The organism is Methanosphaera sp., assembly GCF_022768985.1.
GTDB lineage: Archaea > Methanobacteriota > Methanobacteria > Methanobacteriales > Methanobacteriaceae > Methanosphaera.
This window is the reverse complement of sequence record NZ_JALEKL010000009.1, coordinates 289,610-309,247: the sequence shown is the minus strand read 5'-3', so window position 1 is coordinate 309,247 and position 19,638 is coordinate 289,610. Positions and strand designations below refer to the sequence as shown.

Here is a 19,638-nt window from a genome sequence, read left to right as displayed (position 1 = left end):
ATTTTTTCTAAAAAAAAGAGAGATTATATTTTTTTCCTAAATTTTTAACTATAAAAAAAAGAAAAAAAAATAATTGGTGGAGATATAGTTATAATAAATTTTTTTTTTATTAGTAATTTCCACGTCTTAGAATCATAATAACAAGTATTATTCCAAGAATTCCACTAAATGAAAATCCAACAAATCCAAGAATTGGATATCCAAATAATTTCATTCCAACACCAGAGTGAACCATTACAGATGAACCAATAAGAAGTGCTGCAATAATAATAGAAAGAACAATTTCATTAATTATACGTGAAACTATATTGTTAATACTGTCAAGTTCATTAGATTCAAGAGAAAGACGTACCTTACCATCATCATCTACAATATTTAAAAACTTAATTAATGCATCGGGAAGTTCATGCATAAGATATTCAAGATTCATGGAAAACTTTCGACTTTTATGATACATATTACTACCACTAAAGTTATCTAAAAATAATTTAAGTGCATAAGGTCTTAGAACTTCTGTTGTATCAAATTCATCATCAAGCTTACATCCAAAATCATACACCATAGATATTGTACGTATTACCATCATAAGTTCACGAGGAATAACAACACCATATTGTTGGAGTGTTTTTGATTTTATAACTTCCTGAAAAATACCTGTAATATCATTAAATTGAGCATTATAGTTTTTATCAAGAAGATAAATTATCTCATTTTCAATACTTTCAAAGTACTTCTTATTTTTAACAATATTCATACGATATAGTTGTTTTGTAAGAAGATATGCATCGTTTTGAATAATAAATGTAAATAACTTAATAAGATCCTTACGAAGAGAATTACTTAGATGTCCTATCATACCAAAGTCTATAAATGTAACAATATCACGATTAATTACAAAGATATTTCCAGGATGAGGATCTGCATGATAAAATCCATGAATAAGAATCTGTTTTATGTATGAATCAGCACCAACATGAGCAATCTTCTTTTTATCATATTCATCATCACTAGCTTCAAATACTTCACTAAGACTTACCCCATCAATAAATTCCATTGTAAGAATCTTTGATGTTGAAACATCACTATATATCTTTGGAATATGAACTTCATCATCTCTGAGAAGATCATCCATATGAATCGTATTTATTGCCTCAAATGTATAGTCAAGCTCATTTTTCATGTCACGTTCAAATACATCAATTAACTCTGGAAAATTAAATATTGCAAGTGATGATAGCTTATTTGTATATTTTGATATTGTTTTCATTATCCTAATATCACTTTCAATTGTTTGTTGAATATTAGGATGTTGAACTTTTACAGCAACAAGATTATCTTTATAGAATGCTTTGTGTATTTGACCTATACTTGCTGATGCAATAGGTTTTTCTGAAAAATCTGAAAATACTTCATCTATAGGCTTTGAAAATTCAGATTCAATTACATCTTTCACATCCTCATAATCACTTACAGGTGCTGATTGTTGTAGCTTTGATAACTCCTCAGCTAACTCTACACCTACAATGTTTGGAAATGTACTTAGTGTTTGACCAAGTTTTATAAATGTTGTTCCAAGCTCCTCAAGTACTAGTCTAATTCTTGTATTAACATCATAGTTTTGTGTTTCAGGAAGTACTTTGTTAAATATCTTTATTTTAGATTTAAGATCGTTTGTAATTGAATTGTCAAATCCATATTTTATTAGTACATTAACAATTTCAGTTAAACGTGAAATATCATCTTTACTTTTTAGAAGTTTCATAAAATTCCCTTTTTTTAGATAGTTTATTATTTTTAATTATTTTTTAAAAAAAGAAAAAAAATAAGAAGTGGTGTGGAAGTTTTTATTGTAAAAAAATATTTTTCTTTACATTCCTATGTAGTTAATTAATGATAATGCAACAACAGCTGCAATTACAAGAATTAATACGATGATAAGAATTGTTACAAGTTTACTACTTAATGTGTTTATGTTTTCATCAAGTTCTCCTTCAAGATCAGCTAGATCATCAATATCATCATCTTCGAGGATTTTGTTGAATTTATCTTTGATTTTTGAATCTTTTTCTTGTTTTTCTTCTTCTTGTTGTTTTTGTTTTTTCACAGAATCTTGTAGTGATTTAAGAACTGGTGGTTTTTCATCTTCTTTTTGTTCATCTTCTTCATCATCTAATTTGAGAAGTTTTTCAAGATCATCATCAATATCATCATCTGCTGGTTTTTCTTCTACTGTTGTTTCAGATTTTGGATCAACTACAGCTTTTGCTTCTCTTACTGCTTCTTTTGCTTCTTCTACAACAGATTTTGCTTCTTTTATTTCAGGTTCTTCATCTTCAATTTCTGGAATAATTACGTCTTCTGTTTTAGCAGCTACTGGTTCTGGTTTTTCTTCAACAACAGGTTTTTCTTCAACTACTGGTTGTTCAACTTCAGGTTCAGCTTTTGGTTCTTCTGATATAATTTCATCAATAACAGGATCTGCTTCATCAATTACGATGTCATCATCAATTATTATATCATCATCAAGAAGTAATTCATCATCATCAAGTACTACTGCATCTTCATCAATGCTCATAACTTCTGTATCATCTACATGAATATCTTCTTGTTCTACTGGTACTTCTTCTTGTTCTACTGGTATATCTTCTACTATTTCATCAACAGGTTCTTCTTCAACAACTGGTTTTTCAACTTTAGGTGCTGCTTTTGGTGCTGCTTTTTTAGGTTTTGCTTTTGGTTTTATTGGATTTGCAATTGTTGATTTCACTGATTTAAGATTTGACACATCTTTTTTAGGTTTTGCTTTAGGTTTTTCTTCTACTTCTTCTTTTTCAGCTTCTGGTTCAATAAAGCTTAAATCTTCATCTATTGGTACTTCTTCCCATACAAGTCCTTCATCTTCAAAGTCTTCAGTGTCTAATTCGAGAAGTTCGTCAAATTCATCTACAGCTTTTGGTTCTTCTTTAGGTGTGGTTTCTGCTTCTTCTCCTACTTTATTTCCACAATTAAAACAGAAATTGTCATCGTCGCTAAGTTCTGTACCACAGTTTCTACAAAACATTATATACTACCTCATCTCTTAATTTGTTTTTTTTTTATTTAAGTTAAAAAAATACTATGAAATAATCATTAAATTGTATTATGCCTAATTAGTATTAAAAAAGGATTTCTTTTATTATTAGTTTTTTTACTCTATTAGTAGAATTATAAAAATTATATTATATACCTTTTTTTAGATTAAGAAAATATATCTTTTTTATAATATATAAAAATTTAAGAGTTTATATTAAATCATATTTTTAAAATAATAAGTAAAATCTAAAAAAATGGAGTTTAAGGGGTTAAATGGTGGTTATCTGGAAAAATAAAAAGAAAAAAATTTATTTATCCAATAATACGTAGATTATCAGCTAAAATCTGTGGAGTTATACAACTTCCAACCTGGCGAATTTCACTATCTACTGCTTTTGCATCTTTCATAATTTCAAAGATATTTCCTGAAATCATACCTTTTTTAATTGGATTTGCAATTTCACCATTTCTTATTTCAAATGCATTTAATACTTCAACTGAGAAATCACCAGTTATAGGATTTGCTGTATGTGCTCCCATAACATTATCTACAATTATTCCATCTTGAATATCACTAACTTTAACTACATCTTTAAAGTCAAGTTTTAGGTTTGTAAATCCAACAGATGGTGTTGATGAATAACTATCACGCACTGCATTTGCTGTTGTTTGTACATCTGCTTCATCTTTTTTAGCATGGTATGCATCGTATATGAAACTTTTAAGTATTCCATCTTCAATTAGTGTGGTCTTCTCAGATGGCATACCTTCACCATCAGCTATTGATGAATTAAGTGCATAATCTAGTGTTCCATCATCTGTTAATGTGAAGTTTTCATTTGCAACTTGCATTTCTAGTTTATCTTTAAATAATGATCTTCCTCTTTGTACATTTTCACTTCCAATTGCACTGAGGAATGTTCCAAGAAGTGATACTGCAGCTGTATGATTAAGAATTACATTACTATCACGTGTTTGTGTTGGTTTTGCATTTCTTGAATCTAGTGCTAGTTTTGTTGCTTTTTGAACAATATTTTCCAAGTCAATATTTACACTATGACTTAAATCATAGTAGTATGCACTTGATACAACGTCATTATCATCTACATTAACAGATATTGATGCTCCACATCCTGTTTGTTGTTCTTTTACATCTATACCATTTGAGTTCATTATCTGTATTTCACTTACTGTTGTTGAAAATCCACCAGATGTAGGGTTACATTTTGCATCTTTTGTTAGATCTATTAGGGTTTGTGAATACTCAATTGCATCTTCAACATCCATATCTATGACATCTTTGTTGTATAATCCTTTGATTTGTGAGTATTTTTTTGAATTATCTATCATTACTAAATTTTCATCTTTATGATTTAGTTTTGAATTATTTATTGCTTGATTAATTGTTTCATCTATTCTATCAATGTTTGTTGTATATGCAAATCCCTGTTTTTGATCTTTAAATATTCTGATACCAATTCCATAGATGTCTTCATCTTTTGCATGGTTAATTTTATCATTTAGTATGTCAACATCTGTTGAAATTATCTTCTCAGCATATACTTCTGCATGATCTACTTGTTTTGTTAGTTTATTTAAAATATTATCTAGTAAATGATCCATAACTTTTTCATCCTAATAAATTTATTTTTTCTTTTATTTTCTTTAATTTTCAAGTTTCTTATGTGACTATAAAATATTTAGTCCATTTTTGAGTATCTGTATGCAATATTACATGTACCTTCTTTACTTACCATACATGCACCTATTGGGTGAAGTGGGTTACATTCTCCTCTGAATAATTTACAATCCTCTGGTCTTGCTGTTCCTCTGAGAATTGGTCCACAGATACATCCTTTTGGTACATTTTCTGTATCTGGTAGATCCATGTCATATTTTACGCGTGCATTATGATCGTCAAATTCTGATTTAAGATCATATACAGAGTCTGGTATTTCTGGGAAACCTCTCCATTCTTTTGTTACTGGTCTGAATACTTCAGCCATTGCTTCTTGTGCTTTGATGTTTCCTTCTTCTGCTACTGCACGTTTGTATTCGTTTTGTATTCTTGGATTGTCTTCTTTTTTCTGTTTTAATATGAAGTATATTGAAAGGAGTATGTCAAGTGGATTGAATCCTGATACAACTTGTGGAATTCCATAGTCATCAGATAGGAATTCTAGTGGTTTTGTACCAATAATTGTACATACATGTCCTGGTTCTATAAGTCCATCTAGTTGTACATCATCATGTACTAAGAAGTCAAGTGCTGGTGGTACAAGTCTGTGACTTGATAGAACTGAGAAGTTTTCTGGTGGTTCACTTAGAAGTTCATTTGCAGTTAGTGGTGCTGTTGTTTCAAATCCTGCTGACATAAATACAACATCATTGTCTGATTCTTTTGCCATTTCAACAGCATTGGAAATTCCATATACTATTCTTACATCTGCACCTTCTGATTTTGCATCTGCTAATGATTTTACTGTACCTGGTACTCTTAGCATATCTCCAAATATTGCTACTGTTACTCCTTGTTCTGCTAGTGCTACACATTCATCAATTTCCTGTGATGGTACAACACATACAGGACATCCAGGACCTGCTACAACTTCAACTTCAGGTGGTAGCATGGATCTTATACCGTTATACATTATGGTATGTTCGTGTGATCCACATACGTGCATGATTTTGATTGGTTGTTTTACCTCATCAATCTTTTTAAGAATTGTTTTTGTCATATTTTTCATTTAACTCATTACTCCTATAGTTGGGAATTATATAAAAAAATAGTATTATTTATAAAATTTTCATACCTTTTTTGAAATAGTTTTTTTTTCTATTTAATAATTAATTATTTTTTTTATTATGAATAATAATATTAAAATTAAAATATTTATATTATATTAGTAAATAATTAAAATAAATTAGAACCTTTAATATTTCATTTTAGGTTTTTTTTAATTATAGAAAAAATATAACATGAGGGCTATTTATGAAGATAAGTGTAGTTGGATTAGGTGTTGAAGGACAAAAAGCAACAATTTCTCTACTTAAGCGGGATTATGATGTTTATTCATCAGATATTAATAAGGATATTGACTTATCATTACTTCAAAGTAGTGGTTTTGATGAAAACATTAATCTTGATCTTGAAGTTGGAAGTCATAATCTTGATAAGATATTTAAATCTGATGCTGTTAGTGTAAGTCCTAGTTTATTTAATAAAAAGATTTGTAAAGATATTATAGAACGTGACATTTTCATATCTGATATATTTACAAAACATAAATCTGTTAAGACAATTGCTGTTACTGGAACTAATGGTAAAACTACCACTACTCATATGATCTATGAGATTCTAAAAAATAATGGATATAAGGTAGCAATTGGTGGTAATGGTGGTGGTGGATTTTCTGGTTATAATGAACTTCTACTTGATGCTAATGAAAATGATTATGACTACATGGTTATTGAAGTATGTGATATGACTCTTGCTTTTTGTAGTTATGTTTTTGACATAGATATTGTTGTTGTTACAAATATTGGCTATGATCATATGGATGTTCATGGTTCAATTGAACAATATACTCAAGAGGTTGCAGAATTTATAAAAGACAAACCAGCAATTCTTAATTGTAATGATGAAAATCTTGTTAAAATAAAGGATGAAAGCAGCAATCCATTACTATTTAATATCTATGATGGAGATCTTAATTTATTTGGAAAATTCAACCTAAAAAATGCAGATGCAGCATACATGACATGCCAATATCTGGGAATAAATACAGATGAAATTAAAAAATCACTAGCAGAATTTGAAGCAGTAAAAGGACGTACAAAGAAGATCATATACAATACAAACGAGGTAATAACAGGAAAAACAGACAATGTAGATGCACTAAAAGCAGTACTTGATGAGGAAAGATTTGACATTCTAATTATAGGAACACCAAGAAAGTATGAAACATGCAGATACAATATACTTGACTATATCAAATCATACAAACCTGACACACTTATAATCTTCCCAGGACTAGAAGATACAACGTATGACTATATTGAATATCTAAATAATATTGGATATAACAAAGATATGATGGTACTTAAAAATATAGATGATATAATACGATATATAAATTCAAAACAAAACTCAAAAATATTCATTGGTGGAAATGGACAAGAAAAAATTACAAAAATTACATCAATGCTAGAAGATGAATTATAAAGAAATTAAAACATATAATTTCAACTATAACCTTCATTTTAATCTTTTTTTTATAAATTAGAACGATTTAACCAAGTATAAACACCTAATATATGTGAATATTAACTTTTTTTATTAATTTAAATAGATTAAAATATAATTATTAAATAATCTTTATTTATTAAAACAAATAAAAATAGATAATAATAAAATAATTGAAAATAAAATTTTTTCTTAAAATTAGATAGGGGGTTAATTAAAATAAAGAAAAAATTAGATAATCCATATCTGTTAATTATTGTTCTTCTAGTAACAGTAGCAGTTTCTGGACTCTTATGTAATATGGTTACAGCTGAAACTATAGCAAAAGAGAACCCTATTGGATATGAAAATGGTTCAACTGTTGTATCAGGAGATGCATTAATAGATCAAGCTACAGTACAGAAAGTTCCAATAGCATCAAATCCAATGAACATACTAAGACCTATTAAAAATCGTGATATATCAACAGTATTTTTCAGTATAGTAACAGCAGCAGCACCTAATGATGTTATTAAAAACAATTCGTACATAACAGCAGATGGACACATCTCAAGTAAACTAGATGGTCCTGCAGTAGTTGAATTTGATGAAAACAATAAAGTTTCAGTAAAACCTGCAACTTCAATGGTATGGGGACATAAACTTCCATATACAAAAGCTGTTAAAGCAGGTGATGAAATAAAACTTGTAGAAAATAATAAAACCGTAAAAACAGTAAAAGCAACTGATATTAATAATGATACAGTTCCTACAGACTTTGTTTCAGCAGCATCATTAAAAGAATGGTTTAATTCATCAAAAGATGGAGATAACATCACAGTAGACTACTACCTTGGAGACTTCAGTGATAAAAGAAATGGAGTATATGGTAAGAAAAATATAATCCATAAATTTGGTCAAGGAGCTTACGATTACATGAGAAACTACACCTCAGGTGCACCTGTAATGGTATATACACACAATGCATCAGAGACAAATGTAAGTTCTGCTGTAAGTACAGTACGTTATCTTGCAGGATATCCAACAGAAGTAAGAGCAGCAAATGCTAAGATGTTTGCAGATGGATGGAACAACACAATAATTCCACCACACTCAGCAGCTCATGGAAAAGAAAATGTATCTTTCACATCAATTAGTGAATCAGAAGCAGCATCAGGTAGTGCAACACACGGTGTATGTCCACCTGGAAGATCACTAAGAGATGCAATACTTGCTCTTGGAAATCCATTACCTGTAGGTATGAGTGGAGCAGAAGAATGTATTTTATATGAATACAGACCAACAGCAGATGTTCTTGTAACAAACAATGGTGACTATCCAATTAAGATAGTTATGTGGACTGAAGGAGAAAGTGGAGATACACAGATTTTCACAACAATCTATGAACTTAAAGATAATGCTACATATAACAATGTAACAACATCATCCACAGTTTCAAGTTCATCAGAAGATTAGAAAAATTCTTCTAATCTTTTCTTTTTTCAAAATAAACTAGCTATTTTTTTTTATAATTTATTTTTCTAAAAAAAACTATTTTTTTCCCTGATTTTAAAATTACATTTCCTATTTTTATAGATGATATAATAAATCATATAATTAATTAAAAAAAAGTGATATGCTTTAGGGGGATGTGATTATATGGATGCTATAATAACAGCAGCAGGTAGAAATTCAAGAATGATAGAGGATTTCACTAATCTTAAAATGGAGCCTATTCATAAATTAAAACTTAAAATTGATGATAAGCCTATAATTATACATACAATAGAAAATGTTATGAAAGCAGATATTGAAAATATTACAGTTATGCTTGGTCATTTTAGAGATGAAATTTATGGTATTTTAGATGAATATAGTATGCTTGATTGTGTTAGAATTCGAGAAAATAGTAATGTTGATGTAGCACTTTCTGAAACTATACTAAATGCACTTAGTGGTTGTAGTGATTGTGACTACTTATTTATGGCAGCAGATCAGCCTACAATTTCACCTGAAACAATTAATAATATGATTAATATTTATAATTCAGATAGTGACAAGTATAATTTAGTAAGTGTTCTTGCAAGACGAAAAACAGGTGTTCTTAATTCAGCAGAAGGTCTTGGCATGCCATTTTGCTGTTATGGTAGTTTGATTTATAACTATCTTAAGGGTGCTAATTGTAATTTAAATCCTATACTGCGTAATATGATTAAAGATGGTGTTAAATTCTATGGTATTGAAGCAGTTGATGATGTTGAGCTTCTTAATATAAATCATTATAGTGAATATCTTAAAATTAAAGATATTATTGAAAAAAGTAGTGGTAATTAAAAAGGGAAAGATCATGGAAATATAAATTCCAAAATCTTTTTTTATAATCTCTTTTTTTTGGGTGGTATAATTAAATTTTCCTTTTTTTCTATCCGAGTATGCTGTCAAGTGAGTTAAGCATACATCCAATATTTTCTGCTGTAAGTCCTATTACAAGTTCATCTGGTGCAATTGATGTTGATTTTCTTGATCCATCACATCCAAGTGACATGTTAGGTTCTTTATTTACAAATGGTTGTGCTACAACATCTGCACACATTGATTGTATTCCTGCAAATGATGAGGTAAATCTTTTACCTAGTATGAATCCATTTGCTTGAACTACACGCATTGCTTGTTCTGGTTTTGCATAAAGTACTATTACATCAGCTTTAAATTTTGCATCTTTTAGAGGTGCATATCCTACAGCTTCCATTATATTGTCAACCATTGGTATTTGATCTACTTCATGTTTTGCAGATCCTAGTGATGCAAATCTTCCGAGTGACATGTATTTTTTTCCTGTTTTTACAGCTTCTGGAAGGTCACGAAGTCCTAGTACTGCTGCTCCTCCTTGACATTGTTGTTCATCTACTGTTGCATAGCATGATACACCTTCTGCTGCTGCTTTGAAGATACGTTCACAGTGTCTTATTTTATCATCAGCTTTTTTTAGTGTTTCTTTTGCTTCATCTTCAGTTAGGAATAATTTTACAGCTACTGGTTCTTTTTCAAGTTTTAGTAATGTTTTTATTTTATTTGCTATTGTTTCATATTCATTAATTTGACATGGACTTTGCATAATTTATTCTCCTAGTTAATTTGGTTTCAACTACCCATGTAAAATATGTGAATTTGCCTATTATATTTCCTTATTTTTTTTTATATTTACTACATAGGTTGTTGTTATAATTGAATATCTTTTATGTATTTAAAAACATATCTATAATATTTTTTAATGTATTGATAGGTTGAATAAAAGATTTAATATTTCTAAAAAAAAGTAAATCAAAAAAAAAGAAGATGGGGTTTAAGGTCATATTGTAATTTATTGATGTATAGCATCTGTTAATTCTTTGATTTTTCCATATACATCGCTACTTTCTTCAACAACAGTACCTGTAATTATTATATCTGCACCTGCTTGTTTGATTTTAGCAGCATCTTCTGCTGTTCTAATACCTCCACCTACAATAACCATGAGATTTGTTAATTTTTTAACCTTCATAACAAAATCAACAGGTATAGGAGCATCAGCACCAGAACCAGCTTCAAGATAAATTACACGCATACCAAGATATTCTGCTGCAAGAGAATATGCTACAGCTAAATCTGATTTATTTCTAGGAATAGCTTTAGCATCACCAACCCATCCAACAGTTCCTCCAGGTTCAACAATTAAATAACCCATAGGTATTGTTTCAATTCCAATCTTTTTAACAGATGGTGCTGCAAGAGCTTGAGCTGTTGTAAGCCAGTATGGATTTGTTGAATTAAGTAAACTCATAAAAAGTAATGCATCAGCATATTTACTTACACCAACAACATTTCCTGGAAATAGTATAACAGGTAATGAAATATTATCTTTTAGAGCTTTTACTGTTTCATCTAACTCTTCCTGATCTGTTATTGAACCTCCAACAAGAAAAGCATCAGTTCCGGCTTTTTGTGCTGCTGTTGCTATTTCAACAGCCTCAGCAGGTGTTTGTTCATCAGGATCAATAAGAGTTATGTGTAACTTATGATCTTTAAGTGTGTTATTTAAATATTCTTCAACATTCATTATTTAAATTCCTTCAAGTTGATTAATAATAATTTATGTATTTTTTATATAATTTAATTTTATTTATAAAAAAAGACTATTAACTAGAAATTTTAGTTAAAATAAAAATAAATTAATTTCATAATAAAATAAGTTATATATTAAAAAAAAGCTAATTTAATTAAAAAAAAATAAAAAAAGTAAAAAAGTTTAAATCTTTAAACAAAGATCCATCAGTGAGTCTATCCTCTTGGTTCTTTTGCTTTGAATCTTAAACCTTTGTAACCACATTTTCTGCAGGATTTTGCGGATGCAGGGTTTCTTACGTTACATTTTAAACAAATTTTTACATTGAAAATTCTGTTTTCTGCTTCTTCAAATTTTGCCATGTTATTTTCCTCCTAAAAATTCATTTTGAATTTTAACAATTTCAGAACTATTTTTTGCCTCACTATAGGCTTCTAATAAATTTTCATTAAGTGTAATGAAATGAGGTCCCCATTTGAAACAATTCATTAGATCACGAGCCTCTTGTTTATAACCTACAATATACAAAGTAGCACTTAATGCTTCAGCACTTGAGAGAATACATGGTTTTCCATAGTTTACAGGGTTTGCTGCAACTAGAAATGGAAGTAACCTGTGATTCTTCTTAGATTTAAAATTAAATGAAGATTTTTTTAATTTCTTCCAAGAACAATCTAATGCTGATAATCCGTATTTTGTAATTTTTTCTCGATCTTCACAAGAAACTGCCTTTTTAGCTTCAGCATCTAAAACAATTGCATTATAAGGTATTCTATTCATCTGGTGTGTAATAGTTGCCTTATTTTGATTTGCAAGCTTTATTGATGTACATCTTTTTGGATCGCACTCTTTTGAGTGATAAATTACAATTTTCATCTTTATAATACTTTTAATAATTTTTTGATAAATAAAATAATTCTTATAACAACGTTGTTAATATTATTAAATCTAGTAATATTTTATAAATAACAGATTATTATTAGAATAGTATATATTAGTTATATTTTTTAGTTAATAAAAAGATTTCTATTTTTACAATAAATTTTCAAAGAAATTCTAACTAAAAAAATATATTATTTAATATCTTAGAATTTATCTTTATAATCTATATATCTTTCTAAATTAATAAAAAACTTTAATACTTTAAAATTAAGATTTTTATATTATAAAATATTATATTTTTTAAAATATAGGAAATAAATAAAATGGACATGAATATATTCACATTAGTTGGTGAAATAGTAGTGGTAGGAGTAGTTATTATACTAATTCTAATTGCAATATCACTAATATTAGGTGTTTATCAGCTTGAAAATAAGAAATTAGTATTTCCAAGAGTGCTACTTTTTGCTATTAATTTAACATATCCAACAACAAAGAGAATGTTAAAATTACTAAATATGGATGAATTATTAATAGATAAAATCAGTATTGACCTAAGAAATAGATTACATCATAATGACTTTAAAGAACTTGATGCAAAAGATGTGATTTTAATACTTCCACACTGTCTTAGAGCACAAAAGTGTCCTGCAGTACTTGGAAATTCAGGACTTGAATGTGTAAAGTGTGGTAAATGTTCAATAGGAACTTTTAAGAAAATGTGTGATAAAAAAGAAATTGGAATGTATGTTGTTCCAGGATCAACATTTATAAAACAGGTAATGAAACAAAGACCATTTAAAGCAGCAATTGGAGTTGCATGTCCTATTGATTTAAATAATATGATGACATCACTTGCACCACTTACAACACAGGGTGCTGTACTTTTAAAGGATGGATGTATCAATACAATGGTAAATGAAGATGATGTTATAGATTTACTTAACATACCAAAACCTGTAACACATTATACTAAAGATGAAATAGATAATTTCTAATTATTATCTAAACTTTCTTAAATCTTTTTTTTTAATCTCTTTTTTTATTAATTAATTTTATTTAAAAAATTTAAATAAATTATTAAACAAATATTTATAATAGAAAATATATTTTAGAGGAACTTATATTATGATGAAAATAGCAGTAGCTGTAAAAGATAATGGAGTTAAAGTTGGACATTTTGGAACATCTGAAAGTTTTATTGTATATAATTATGATAAGAAAAGTGGAAATATAGAGTATGATAATCTTATATTTTCTCCAAAAGATCATACAAGTCCTGAAGAGTGGGAAAAGTCAGCAGATGCTATTGATGGATGCGATGTTGTTATCTGTGAAAAAATAGGTGTTGTACCTAAAGGACAGATGAAACATAAAGGTGTTGAAGTTATTGAAGATGAAGGATCTATTGATGAAGTTTTAGATAACTTTCTTAAAAATCAGAAATAACTTAGAAACTTAGATTTAATTTACTGACCACCCTTTTTATTTTTTTATCATGCTTATTTTGTTTTTAAACTTACCAAAGGTTTATTTAAATTATTATGATTTAAAATTAAGTAAAATTAATATTTTTTAGCAAAATTATATTATGTTATAATTAATAATAAGAAAACAGAGCTTAATAATTACTTTAAATTAAAACACATTGGAATTATTTTAAATTATATTTTAATTTAGAGGGGGGAATCATTATGAAAATAGATGAAAAATGGATTGATCTATACAGAGCTATATATGGAGAAAAATTCAACAGAGTTCTAACAATAGGAACAAAAAAAGAAGGATTTAAAAACTATAATGTAAGATCAATAGATCAACTATCAGAATATATTGAAGAATACTATCCACAAAAAGAATTCTACATGTCACTATATAACTTTGATACAGATGAAAATATACTAAAATGGGATAGACTTCAAAAAGAAAAATATGAAGAGCATTCAAAAAAACGTTATATAATGTTCAGATTTAAAAATGATACAACAATCATAAGACAAGAAACTGAAGAATTAAATGAAATTCAAAAATACATGTTCATACGCAGATCAATTAATTTAGGACATGATAAAAAAGCATTCTATGAACTACAAAAAGTATATGATCTTATAAAAAGTCTCTTTAATATTGAGGCAGTACCATTATATACAGGATTTAATGAATTCTACTTATTTATCAACTTAGATGAAGATTTAGAACTTGAAAATCCATCACTTACAATGTATTATCTCCATAAATTTATAGAAGATTACTGTGAACTTGAAACATTAAACTATGAAAGAGTTGATGTATTTTCACAAATTATAGTAATACCTGGAACACAAGATTCCCAGTCAAGACTTTATGCAAAAATATATGGTCGAGATACACAGTATCATGAATTAATTGAATATGCATCAAAAAAAGATTTAATAGAAACATATAAAGTACCTCAAAATCAGGATTCTTCATCACTAAGAGTTTTACTTGAAATTCTTGATGGTGAAATTTCAAAAAGAATTACTGATGATGAAGTAGATGTAAGATCATTTGACTTAAATGAACTATTCCAAGAAGTTAGACAAGCATAAAAATAAATATAGGAAATTTATTCCCTCCTAATTTATATTTTTTTAGGATGGAAATTTAAAAATAACATACATACCCACACAATTAAATCTTTTTTGAAAATTAATTCTTTTTTTACATAATTTAATTACTAATTTTAATACGTAACTTTATATTAAATAAAAAACATAATATAAAATTAATAATATAGACTAGGTTCTTGGTAATTTATAATCTAAAATCCTATCGAGATTATTATAAGAGATTATGACAAAAGTCATGCGTATCTAAATTCTTTTATAAAAAACAACGATATTAATTTGTTTTATTTACCAATTTTGAACTTGACGGAATTATTTTCAAACTAATAAATTTAGAAGAAAATTATTAAAAAAATATAAACTAATTCAGAAGATACAACAAAATTATAACCTTTTTTAAGAACTGTATCTTTAATTAAGATTTTAAAATAACTAACCACCAAAAACTATTTTAGCAGTAATATAAACTGTCAAATAAAAAAATTTAATTTAAAAATAAAACTTATAGGAGAATATGATATAATGGCAAAAGCAAGAAGACGAGTACGTGACACATGGAAAGAAAAAATTTGGTACGATATTTTAGCACCAGAAGAATTTAATGAAGAAAGTTTAGGAACATCCCCTGCAAGAGAACCAGAAATGCTTGTAGGACGTAAAATTGAAACCTCAATGCGTGAATTAAACGGTGACTTCAGCAGACAATACGTAAAACTCTTCTTTGAAGTAGATCACGTATCAGGAGAAGTAGCACACACAGTATTTACAGGTCACAAAGTAACATCAGATTACGTACGTAGTATGATCAGAAGAGGAACAAGCCGTATCGATACAATCACAAGTGCAACAACAAAAGACGGTGTAAAATTAGACATACACATACTTGCAATTACAGTAAAAAGAGCAAAAGCTTCACAACAAAAACTTATCAGAGAAACCATGAGAAGAATGGTTGTTGAAAACGCAGCAGAGAAAAATCTTAATGAATTAGTAAAAGATATAATTTCTGGTAAATTTGCATCAAACATCTACCACGAAGCTAAAAAAATCTACCCACTTAAAAAAGTAGAAACAATAAAATCAAAAGTAAACTAAATTTGTTTTCTAACAAATTTATTCTAAAACAATTGAATATATTGACTAATTTAGATAATTTATAATCTTCTTCTTTTTTTTTATTTCTTTTTTTTATAAACATTTAATATAATTAAAGTACATAGATTACTTTATGATACAATTAATATTCCTCATAACTTGTGTAATACTTGGAATTTTAGTATACTTAAGTGGTGCACTTGATTTACTAGGCTCATTTTTTGTTACAATTATTGGAATGTTTATTGTTACAACCAGAGGATTTAACTGGCTAACAATACTTTTACTATTTCTTATTTTAGGTTCAGTATTTACTAAATTTAAAAAAGACTACAAGTATCGTATAGGTTTAATTCATGAAAAAAGAACGATAAAAAACGTTATATCAAACGGTATCGTTCCTGTAATAATGGCCGTTTTTGGGAATTATGCTGGATTTGTTGGAGCAATAGCAACAGCAACAGCAGATACAATGGCAAGTGAAATAGGAGTGTTAAGCAAACCTATACTTATAACAAATAAGGAACAAGTAAAACCTGGAACAGATGGAGGAGTATCAGTACTTGGAACTGTTGCAGGATTAATTGGAGCTTTAATAATTGGAGTTTCAGCCTTTATAGTAAATGTAACCCCAGACATTACCCACAGTATCTGTATAGCAATCATTGCTGGAATGGTAGGTTGTTTTGCAGATAGTCTTTTAGGTGCAACATTAGAGCGCGAGGGACTTTTAAATAATGAACATGTTAATTTACTAGCCACAATAATTGGAGCATTAGTTGGTATCATAATAATCACAATTGGAGCATGAAAATATGAAAGGAATTATATTTGTAATAGATGGAATGGGAGATCGCCCAATGAAAGAATTAGGTGGTAAAACACCACTTGAGAGTGCAAGAACTCCATCTATGGATAAAATGGTAACAGAAGGTATAACAGGAATTATGGATACAATACGTCCTGGTGTAAGACCTGGAAGTGACACAGCACACTTAACCTTACTAGGTTATGATCCATATGAAGTATACACAGGAAGAGGACCATTTGAAGCAGCAGGTGTAGATGTAGATGTTCAACCTGGAGATGTAGCATTCAGATGTAACTTCTCAACAGCAGATGAAGATCTAACAATTACAGATAGACGTGCTGGAAGAATAGAAGTAGGAACAGATAAAATTTCAGAAACAATCAATCAAATGAAAATTGATGATAATGTTGAAGTTATCTTTAAAGAATCTACAGGACACAGAGCAGTTCTAGTTCTAAGAGGAGAAGGATTATCTGATCAAATTACAGATGCAGATCCTAAACATGAAGGACACAAACCAAAAGTTGTAAAACCTTTAGATGATACAAAAGAAGCAAAATATACAGCAGATGTTGTAAATCAATTCGTTGAAAAATCATATGAAATGCTTAAAGATCATCCAGTAAACCTTGAAAGAATAGAAAATGGAGAAAATCCAGCAAATATTGTTATACCACGTGGTGTAGGAGCTGTACCTGAAGTAGAATCATTTGAAGAAAAATATGGTCTTAAAGCAGCATGTGTAGCAGAAACTGGACTTATTCAAGGTATTGGTAAACTTGCTGGTATGGACATTATCCAAATCCCAGGAGCAACTGGTGGAATTCACACAGATATTGACAGTGTACACAAACACATCATTGACACAGTAAAAAGTGATAAATATGATTTCATACTTGTAAATGTTGATGGTGCAGATGAAGCAGGACACGATGGAGATACAATTGGTAAAAGAGATTTCATTGAAAAAATTGATCCAATTATGAAAGATCTTGATGAAATGGATGACATTGTACTATTTGTAACAGCAGACCATTCAACACCTGTAAGTGTAATGGATCACACAGGAGATCCTGTACCTGTATTTATAAAAGCACCTGGTCTTAGAGTAGATGATGTAACAGAATATGGTGAAAGAGCAGCAGCAAAAGGTGGTCTTTGCCGTATTAGAGGATCAGATGTAATGTACATTATCAGAGATTTAATGAATGTAATTGCAAAATTCGGAGCATAGAATTTTTATATTTAAATTACAACTAATTCACCTCCCCCTATTTCACACCCCTTTTTTTAGATAAAATTATTTCCACAATTTTTATTGAAAAATACTTAAAAAATTTAATAAAAAAAGATAATAAAACTAAATATATTAAAGAATTAATTTTTATTTTAATTATTATACTCATTTAATAAAAGGAGATTTACATATAATGGAAGATAATATACCAAAACTATTTGGAACATCAGGAATCAGAGGAAAATATCAACAAGAAGTTACACTAGAATTAGCATTAGATGTAGCACGAGCACTAGCAAAATATATTGGTGGACATGGAAAAACAGTTGTAATAGGACGAGATACACGTACAACTGGTAAAATTATTGAAAATGTTATGATTGCAGGACTTATGCAGTCAGGTTGTAATGTACTATCTCTTGGAATGGTACCAACACCAACTGTAGGATATGCAACAATAAAGAAAAATGCAGATGCAGGTATTATGATAACAGCATCACATAATCCTTCACCATATAATGGTATAAAACTATGGAATGCAGATGGATCAGCATATAAACAACATCAAGAACATGAAATTGAAAAAATTGTATATGAAAGAGATTTCAATATTCTTGGATGGGATGAAATAGGAGAAGTATATGATATTTCATCATTTTGTGATGAATATGTAGATGCAATAATTGAAGCATCAGGAATTGATTCATCAAAACCTCTAAAAGTTGTCCTTGATGCAGCAAGTGGTGCAGGATCATATCTTTCACCAGAAGCAATACGTAAATCTGGAATGGAACTTATAACACTTAATTGTCAACCTGATGGATTCTTCCCAGGACGTAATCCTGAACCTAATGCTGATAACTTAGTTGAACTTATGAAAACTGTAAAAGCTACAGGTGCAGATATTGGTATTGCACATGATGGTGATGCAGATCGTATGATTGCAATAGATGAGGAAGGTAACATATCAGACTTTGATAAACTTCTTACAATTATGGCAAAAGAATTTGGTGGGGTTGTAGTTACAACAGTTGATGCATCAGCATGTCTTGATACACAGATGAAAAAACTTGGTGGAAGTGTACTAAGAACACCTGTTGGTGATGTACATGTAGCAGAATCTATTGTTGATAATAATGCAACATTTGGTGGAGAACCATCTGGTACATGGATTCATCCAGACTTCTGTATGTGTCCTGATGGACTTCTTTCTGCACTTAGAATTATTGCAGCTGTACAGAAAAATGGTAAATTATCAAAACAACTAGCTGATATTGAAAGCTATCCTACATTAAGACTTAAAGTAACATGTCAAAATGATAGAAAAGCTGCTGTTATGGATGAAGTATCACAGCATTTTAGTGAAAAATTCACAAATATCGCTGAAATTCTCACAATTGACGGTGTAAGAGTACAATTTGACGATGATAGTTGGGTTTTAATACGTCCATCTGGTACAGAACCATACATTAGAATAACAGCTGAAGCAAAAACACAACAACTTCTTGATGAAATTGGTAAAATCTCATCAGATTTCCTAGATAACCTTATCTAGTTGTTATTTTATTTAATTTAATCTCCACTCTTCTTTTTTTCTTTATTTTCTAATTCTTTTTTTATTAAAAA

At 28.9% G+C, this 19,638-nt stretch carries 18 protein-coding genes; 10 read left to right on the top strand and 8 right to left on the bottom strand.

The features are described 5' to 3' along the window. Window positions 1-109 precede the first annotated feature (109 nt). The 4 genes from MRZ80_RS04800 to hypD form a co-directional block, all read right to left on the bottom strand. Window positions 110-1,762 (bottom strand): AarF/UbiB family protein, encoded by a 1,653-nt coding sequence (locus MRZ80_RS04800; RefSeq protein ID WP_292536706.1) that lies wholly within the window; start codon window positions 1,760-1,762, stop codon window positions 110-112. 105 nt (window positions 1,763-1,867) lie between these two features. Next, a complete protein-coding gene (locus MRZ80_RS04795; RefSeq protein WP_292536703.1) occupies window positions 1,868-3,061 on the bottom strand; it encodes a zinc ribbon domain-containing protein in 1,194 nt (397 codons plus the stop codon). Between the two features lie 323 nt (window positions 3,062-3,384). Beyond that, window positions 3,385-4,695: a TldD/PmbA family protein gene (locus MRZ80_RS04790; RefSeq protein ID WP_292536702.1), complete on the bottom strand. Its 1,311-nt coding sequence runs from the start codon at window positions 4,693-4,695 to the stop codon at window positions 3,385-3,387. A gap of 77 nt (window positions 4,696-4,772) precedes the next feature. Continuing rightward, complete coding sequence (gene hypD, locus MRZ80_RS04785; RefSeq protein WP_292536700.1) at window positions 4,773-5,819, bottom strand: hydrogenase formation protein HypD; 1,047 nt, start codon at window positions 5,817-5,819, stop codon at window positions 4,773-4,775. A 245-nt stretch (window positions 5,820-6,064) separates the two neighbouring features. Here hypD and MRZ80_RS04780 point away from each other — a divergent pair, with 245 nt between their 5' ends. The 3 genes from MRZ80_RS04780 (at window position 6,065) to MRZ80_RS04770 (ending at window position 9,631) form a co-directional block, all read left to right on the top strand. After that, window positions 6,065-7,297: a Mur ligase family protein gene (locus MRZ80_RS04780; protein WP_292536698.1), complete on the top strand. Its 1,233-nt coding sequence runs from the start codon at window positions 6,065-6,067 to the stop codon at window positions 7,295-7,297. 321 nt (window positions 7,298-7,618) lie between these two features. Next, on the top strand, window positions 7,619-8,773 hold the full coding sequence (locus MRZ80_RS04775) for a hypothetical protein (protein WP_292536695.1): 1,155 nt from the start codon (window positions 7,619-7,621) through the stop codon (window positions 8,771-8,773). Window positions 8,774-8,956: 183 nt separating this feature from the next. Next, window positions 8,957-9,631, top strand: coding sequence for an NTP transferase domain-containing protein (locus MRZ80_RS04770; protein ID WP_292536693.1), 675 nt, complete (start codon window positions 8,957-8,959; stop codon window positions 9,629-9,631). A gap of 88 nt (window positions 9,632-9,719) precedes the next feature. On the opposite strand, the gene MRZ80_RS04765 is transcribed toward MRZ80_RS04770, so the two are convergent. The 4 genes from MRZ80_RS04765 to MRZ80_RS04750 all read right to left on the bottom strand — a co-directional run bounded on the left by MRZ80_RS04765 (window position 9,720) and on the right by MRZ80_RS04750 (window position 12,275). Continuing rightward, window positions 9,720-10,412: a DUF169 domain-containing protein gene (locus MRZ80_RS04765; protein WP_292536690.1), complete on the bottom strand. Its 693-nt coding sequence runs from the start codon at window positions 10,410-10,412 to the stop codon at window positions 9,720-9,722. Window positions 10,413-10,658: 246 nt separating this feature from the next. Next, entirely contained in the window at window positions 10,659-11,393 is a 735-nt protein-coding gene (locus MRZ80_RS04760) for a geranylgeranylglyceryl/heptaprenylglyceryl phosphate synthase (RefSeq protein WP_292536689.1), read from the bottom strand. 221 nt (window positions 11,394-11,614) lie between these two features. Continuing rightward, window positions 11,615-11,761, bottom strand: coding sequence for a 50S ribosomal protein L40e (locus MRZ80_RS04755; RefSeq protein WP_292536686.1), 147 nt, complete (start codon window positions 11,759-11,761; stop codon window positions 11,615-11,617). 1 nt (window position 11,762) lies between these two features. After that, window positions 11,763-12,275 carry a DUF367 family protein gene (locus MRZ80_RS04750; RefSeq protein ID WP_292536685.1) on the bottom strand — a complete coding sequence of 171 codons (513 nt, stop codon included), beginning with the start codon at window positions 12,273-12,275 and terminating at the stop codon, window positions 11,763-11,765. A 329-nt stretch (window positions 12,276-12,604) separates the two neighbouring features. Here MRZ80_RS04750 and MRZ80_RS04745 point away from each other — a divergent pair, with 329 nt between their 5' ends. The 7 genes from MRZ80_RS04745 to glmM all read left to right on the top strand — a co-directional run bounded on the left by MRZ80_RS04745 (window position 12,605) and on the right by glmM (window position 19,567). Then, window positions 12,605-13,279, top strand: a complete 675-nt coding sequence (locus MRZ80_RS04745) for a DUF116 domain-containing protein (protein WP_292536682.1) — start codon at window positions 12,605-12,607, stop codon at window positions 13,277-13,279. Between the two features lie 130 nt (window positions 13,280-13,409). Further along, window positions 13,410-13,730, top strand: coding sequence for a NifB/NifX family molybdenum-iron cluster-binding protein (locus MRZ80_RS04740; RefSeq protein WP_292536680.1), 321 nt, complete (start codon window positions 13,410-13,412; stop codon window positions 13,728-13,730). A 245-nt stretch (window positions 13,731-13,975) separates the two neighbouring features. Next, window positions 13,976-14,851 (top strand): hypothetical protein, encoded by an 876-nt coding sequence (locus MRZ80_RS04735; protein ID WP_292536679.1) that lies wholly within the window; start codon window positions 13,976-13,978, stop codon window positions 14,849-14,851. A gap of 540 nt (window positions 14,852-15,391) precedes the next feature. Then, entirely contained in the window at window positions 15,392-15,964 is a 573-nt protein-coding gene (locus MRZ80_RS04730) for a 30S ribosomal protein S3ae (RefSeq protein ID WP_292536677.1), read from the top strand. Between the two features lie 133 nt (window positions 15,965-16,097). Next, complete coding sequence (locus MRZ80_RS04725) at window positions 16,098-16,775, top strand: TIGR00297 family protein (RefSeq protein ID WP_292536675.1); 678 nt, start codon at window positions 16,098-16,100, stop codon at window positions 16,773-16,775. A 4-nt stretch (window positions 16,776-16,779) separates the two neighbouring features. Then, window positions 16,780-18,009, top strand: a complete 1,230-nt coding sequence (locus MRZ80_RS04720) for a 2,3-bisphosphoglycerate-independent phosphoglycerate mutase (protein WP_292536673.1) — start codon at window positions 16,780-16,782, stop codon at window positions 18,007-18,009. A 196-nt stretch (window positions 18,010-18,205) separates the two neighbouring features. Continuing rightward, window positions 18,206-19,567 (top strand): phosphoglucosamine mutase, encoded by a 1,362-nt coding sequence (gene glmM, locus MRZ80_RS04715; RefSeq protein ID WP_292536671.1) that lies wholly within the window; start codon window positions 18,206-18,208, stop codon window positions 19,565-19,567. The last annotated feature ends 71 nt before the right edge of the window (window positions 19,568-19,638 follow it).

Bases quoted from the DNA above. Each gene is read 5' to 3' on its own strand.
- MRZ80_RS04800 (WP_292536706.1), bottom strand. From the start codon at position 1,762: ATGAAACTTCTAAAAAGTAAAGATGATATTTCACGTTTAACTGAAATT.
- MRZ80_RS04795 (WP_292536703.1), bottom strand. From the start codon at position 3,061: ATGTTTTGTAGAAACTGTGGTACAGAACTTAGCGACGATGACAATTTC.
- MRZ80_RS04790 (WP_292536702.1), bottom strand. From the start codon at position 4,695: ATGGATCATTTACTAGATAATATTTTAAATAAACTAACAAAACAAGTA.
- hypD (WP_292536700.1), bottom strand. From the start codon at position 5,819: ATGAAAAATATGACAAAAACAATTCTTAAAAAGATTGATGAGGTAAAA.
- MRZ80_RS04780 (WP_292536698.1), top strand. From the start codon at position 6,065: ATGAAGATAAGTGTAGTTGGATTAGGTGTTGAAGGACAAAAAGCAACA.
- MRZ80_RS04775 (WP_292536695.1), top strand. From the start codon at position 7,619: ATGGTTACAGCTGAAACTATAGCAAAAGAGAACCCTATTGGATATGAA.
- MRZ80_RS04770 (WP_292536693.1), top strand. From the start codon at position 8,957: ATGGATGCTATAATAACAGCAGCAGGTAGAAATTCAAGAATGATAGAG.
- MRZ80_RS04765 (WP_292536690.1), bottom strand. From the start codon at position 10,412: ATGCAAAGTCCATGTCAAATTAATGAATATGAAACAATAGCAAATAAA.
- MRZ80_RS04760 (WP_292536689.1), bottom strand. From the start codon at position 11,393: ATGAATGTTGAAGAATATTTAAATAACACACTTAAAGATCATAAGTTA.
- MRZ80_RS04755 (WP_292536686.1), bottom strand. From the start codon at position 11,761: ATGGCAAAATTTGAAGAAGCAGAAAACAGAATTTTCAATGTAAAAATT.
- MRZ80_RS04750 (WP_292536685.1), bottom strand. From the start codon at position 12,275: ATGAAAATTGTAATTTATCACTCAAAAGAGTGCGATCCAAAAAGATGT.
- MRZ80_RS04745 (WP_292536682.1), top strand. From the start codon at position 12,605: ATGGACATGAATATATTCACATTAGTTGGTGAAATAGTAGTGGTAGGA.
- MRZ80_RS04740 (WP_292536680.1), top strand. From the start codon at position 13,410: ATGATGAAAATAGCAGTAGCTGTAAAAGATAATGGAGTTAAAGTTGGA.
- MRZ80_RS04735 (WP_292536679.1), top strand. From the start codon at position 13,976: ATGAAAATAGATGAAAAATGGATTGATCTATACAGAGCTATATATGGA.
- MRZ80_RS04730 (WP_292536677.1), top strand. From the start codon at position 15,392: ATGGCAAAAGCAAGAAGACGAGTACGTGACACATGGAAAGAAAAAATT.
- MRZ80_RS04725 (WP_292536675.1), top strand. From the start codon at position 16,098: ATGATACAATTAATATTCCTCATAACTTGTGTAATACTTGGAATTTTA.
- MRZ80_RS04720 (WP_292536673.1), top strand. From the start codon at position 16,780: ATGAAAGGAATTATATTTGTAATAGATGGAATGGGAGATCGCCCAATG.
- glmM (WP_292536671.1), top strand. From the start codon at position 18,206: ATGGAAGATAATATACCAAAACTATTTGGAACATCAGGAATCAGAGGA.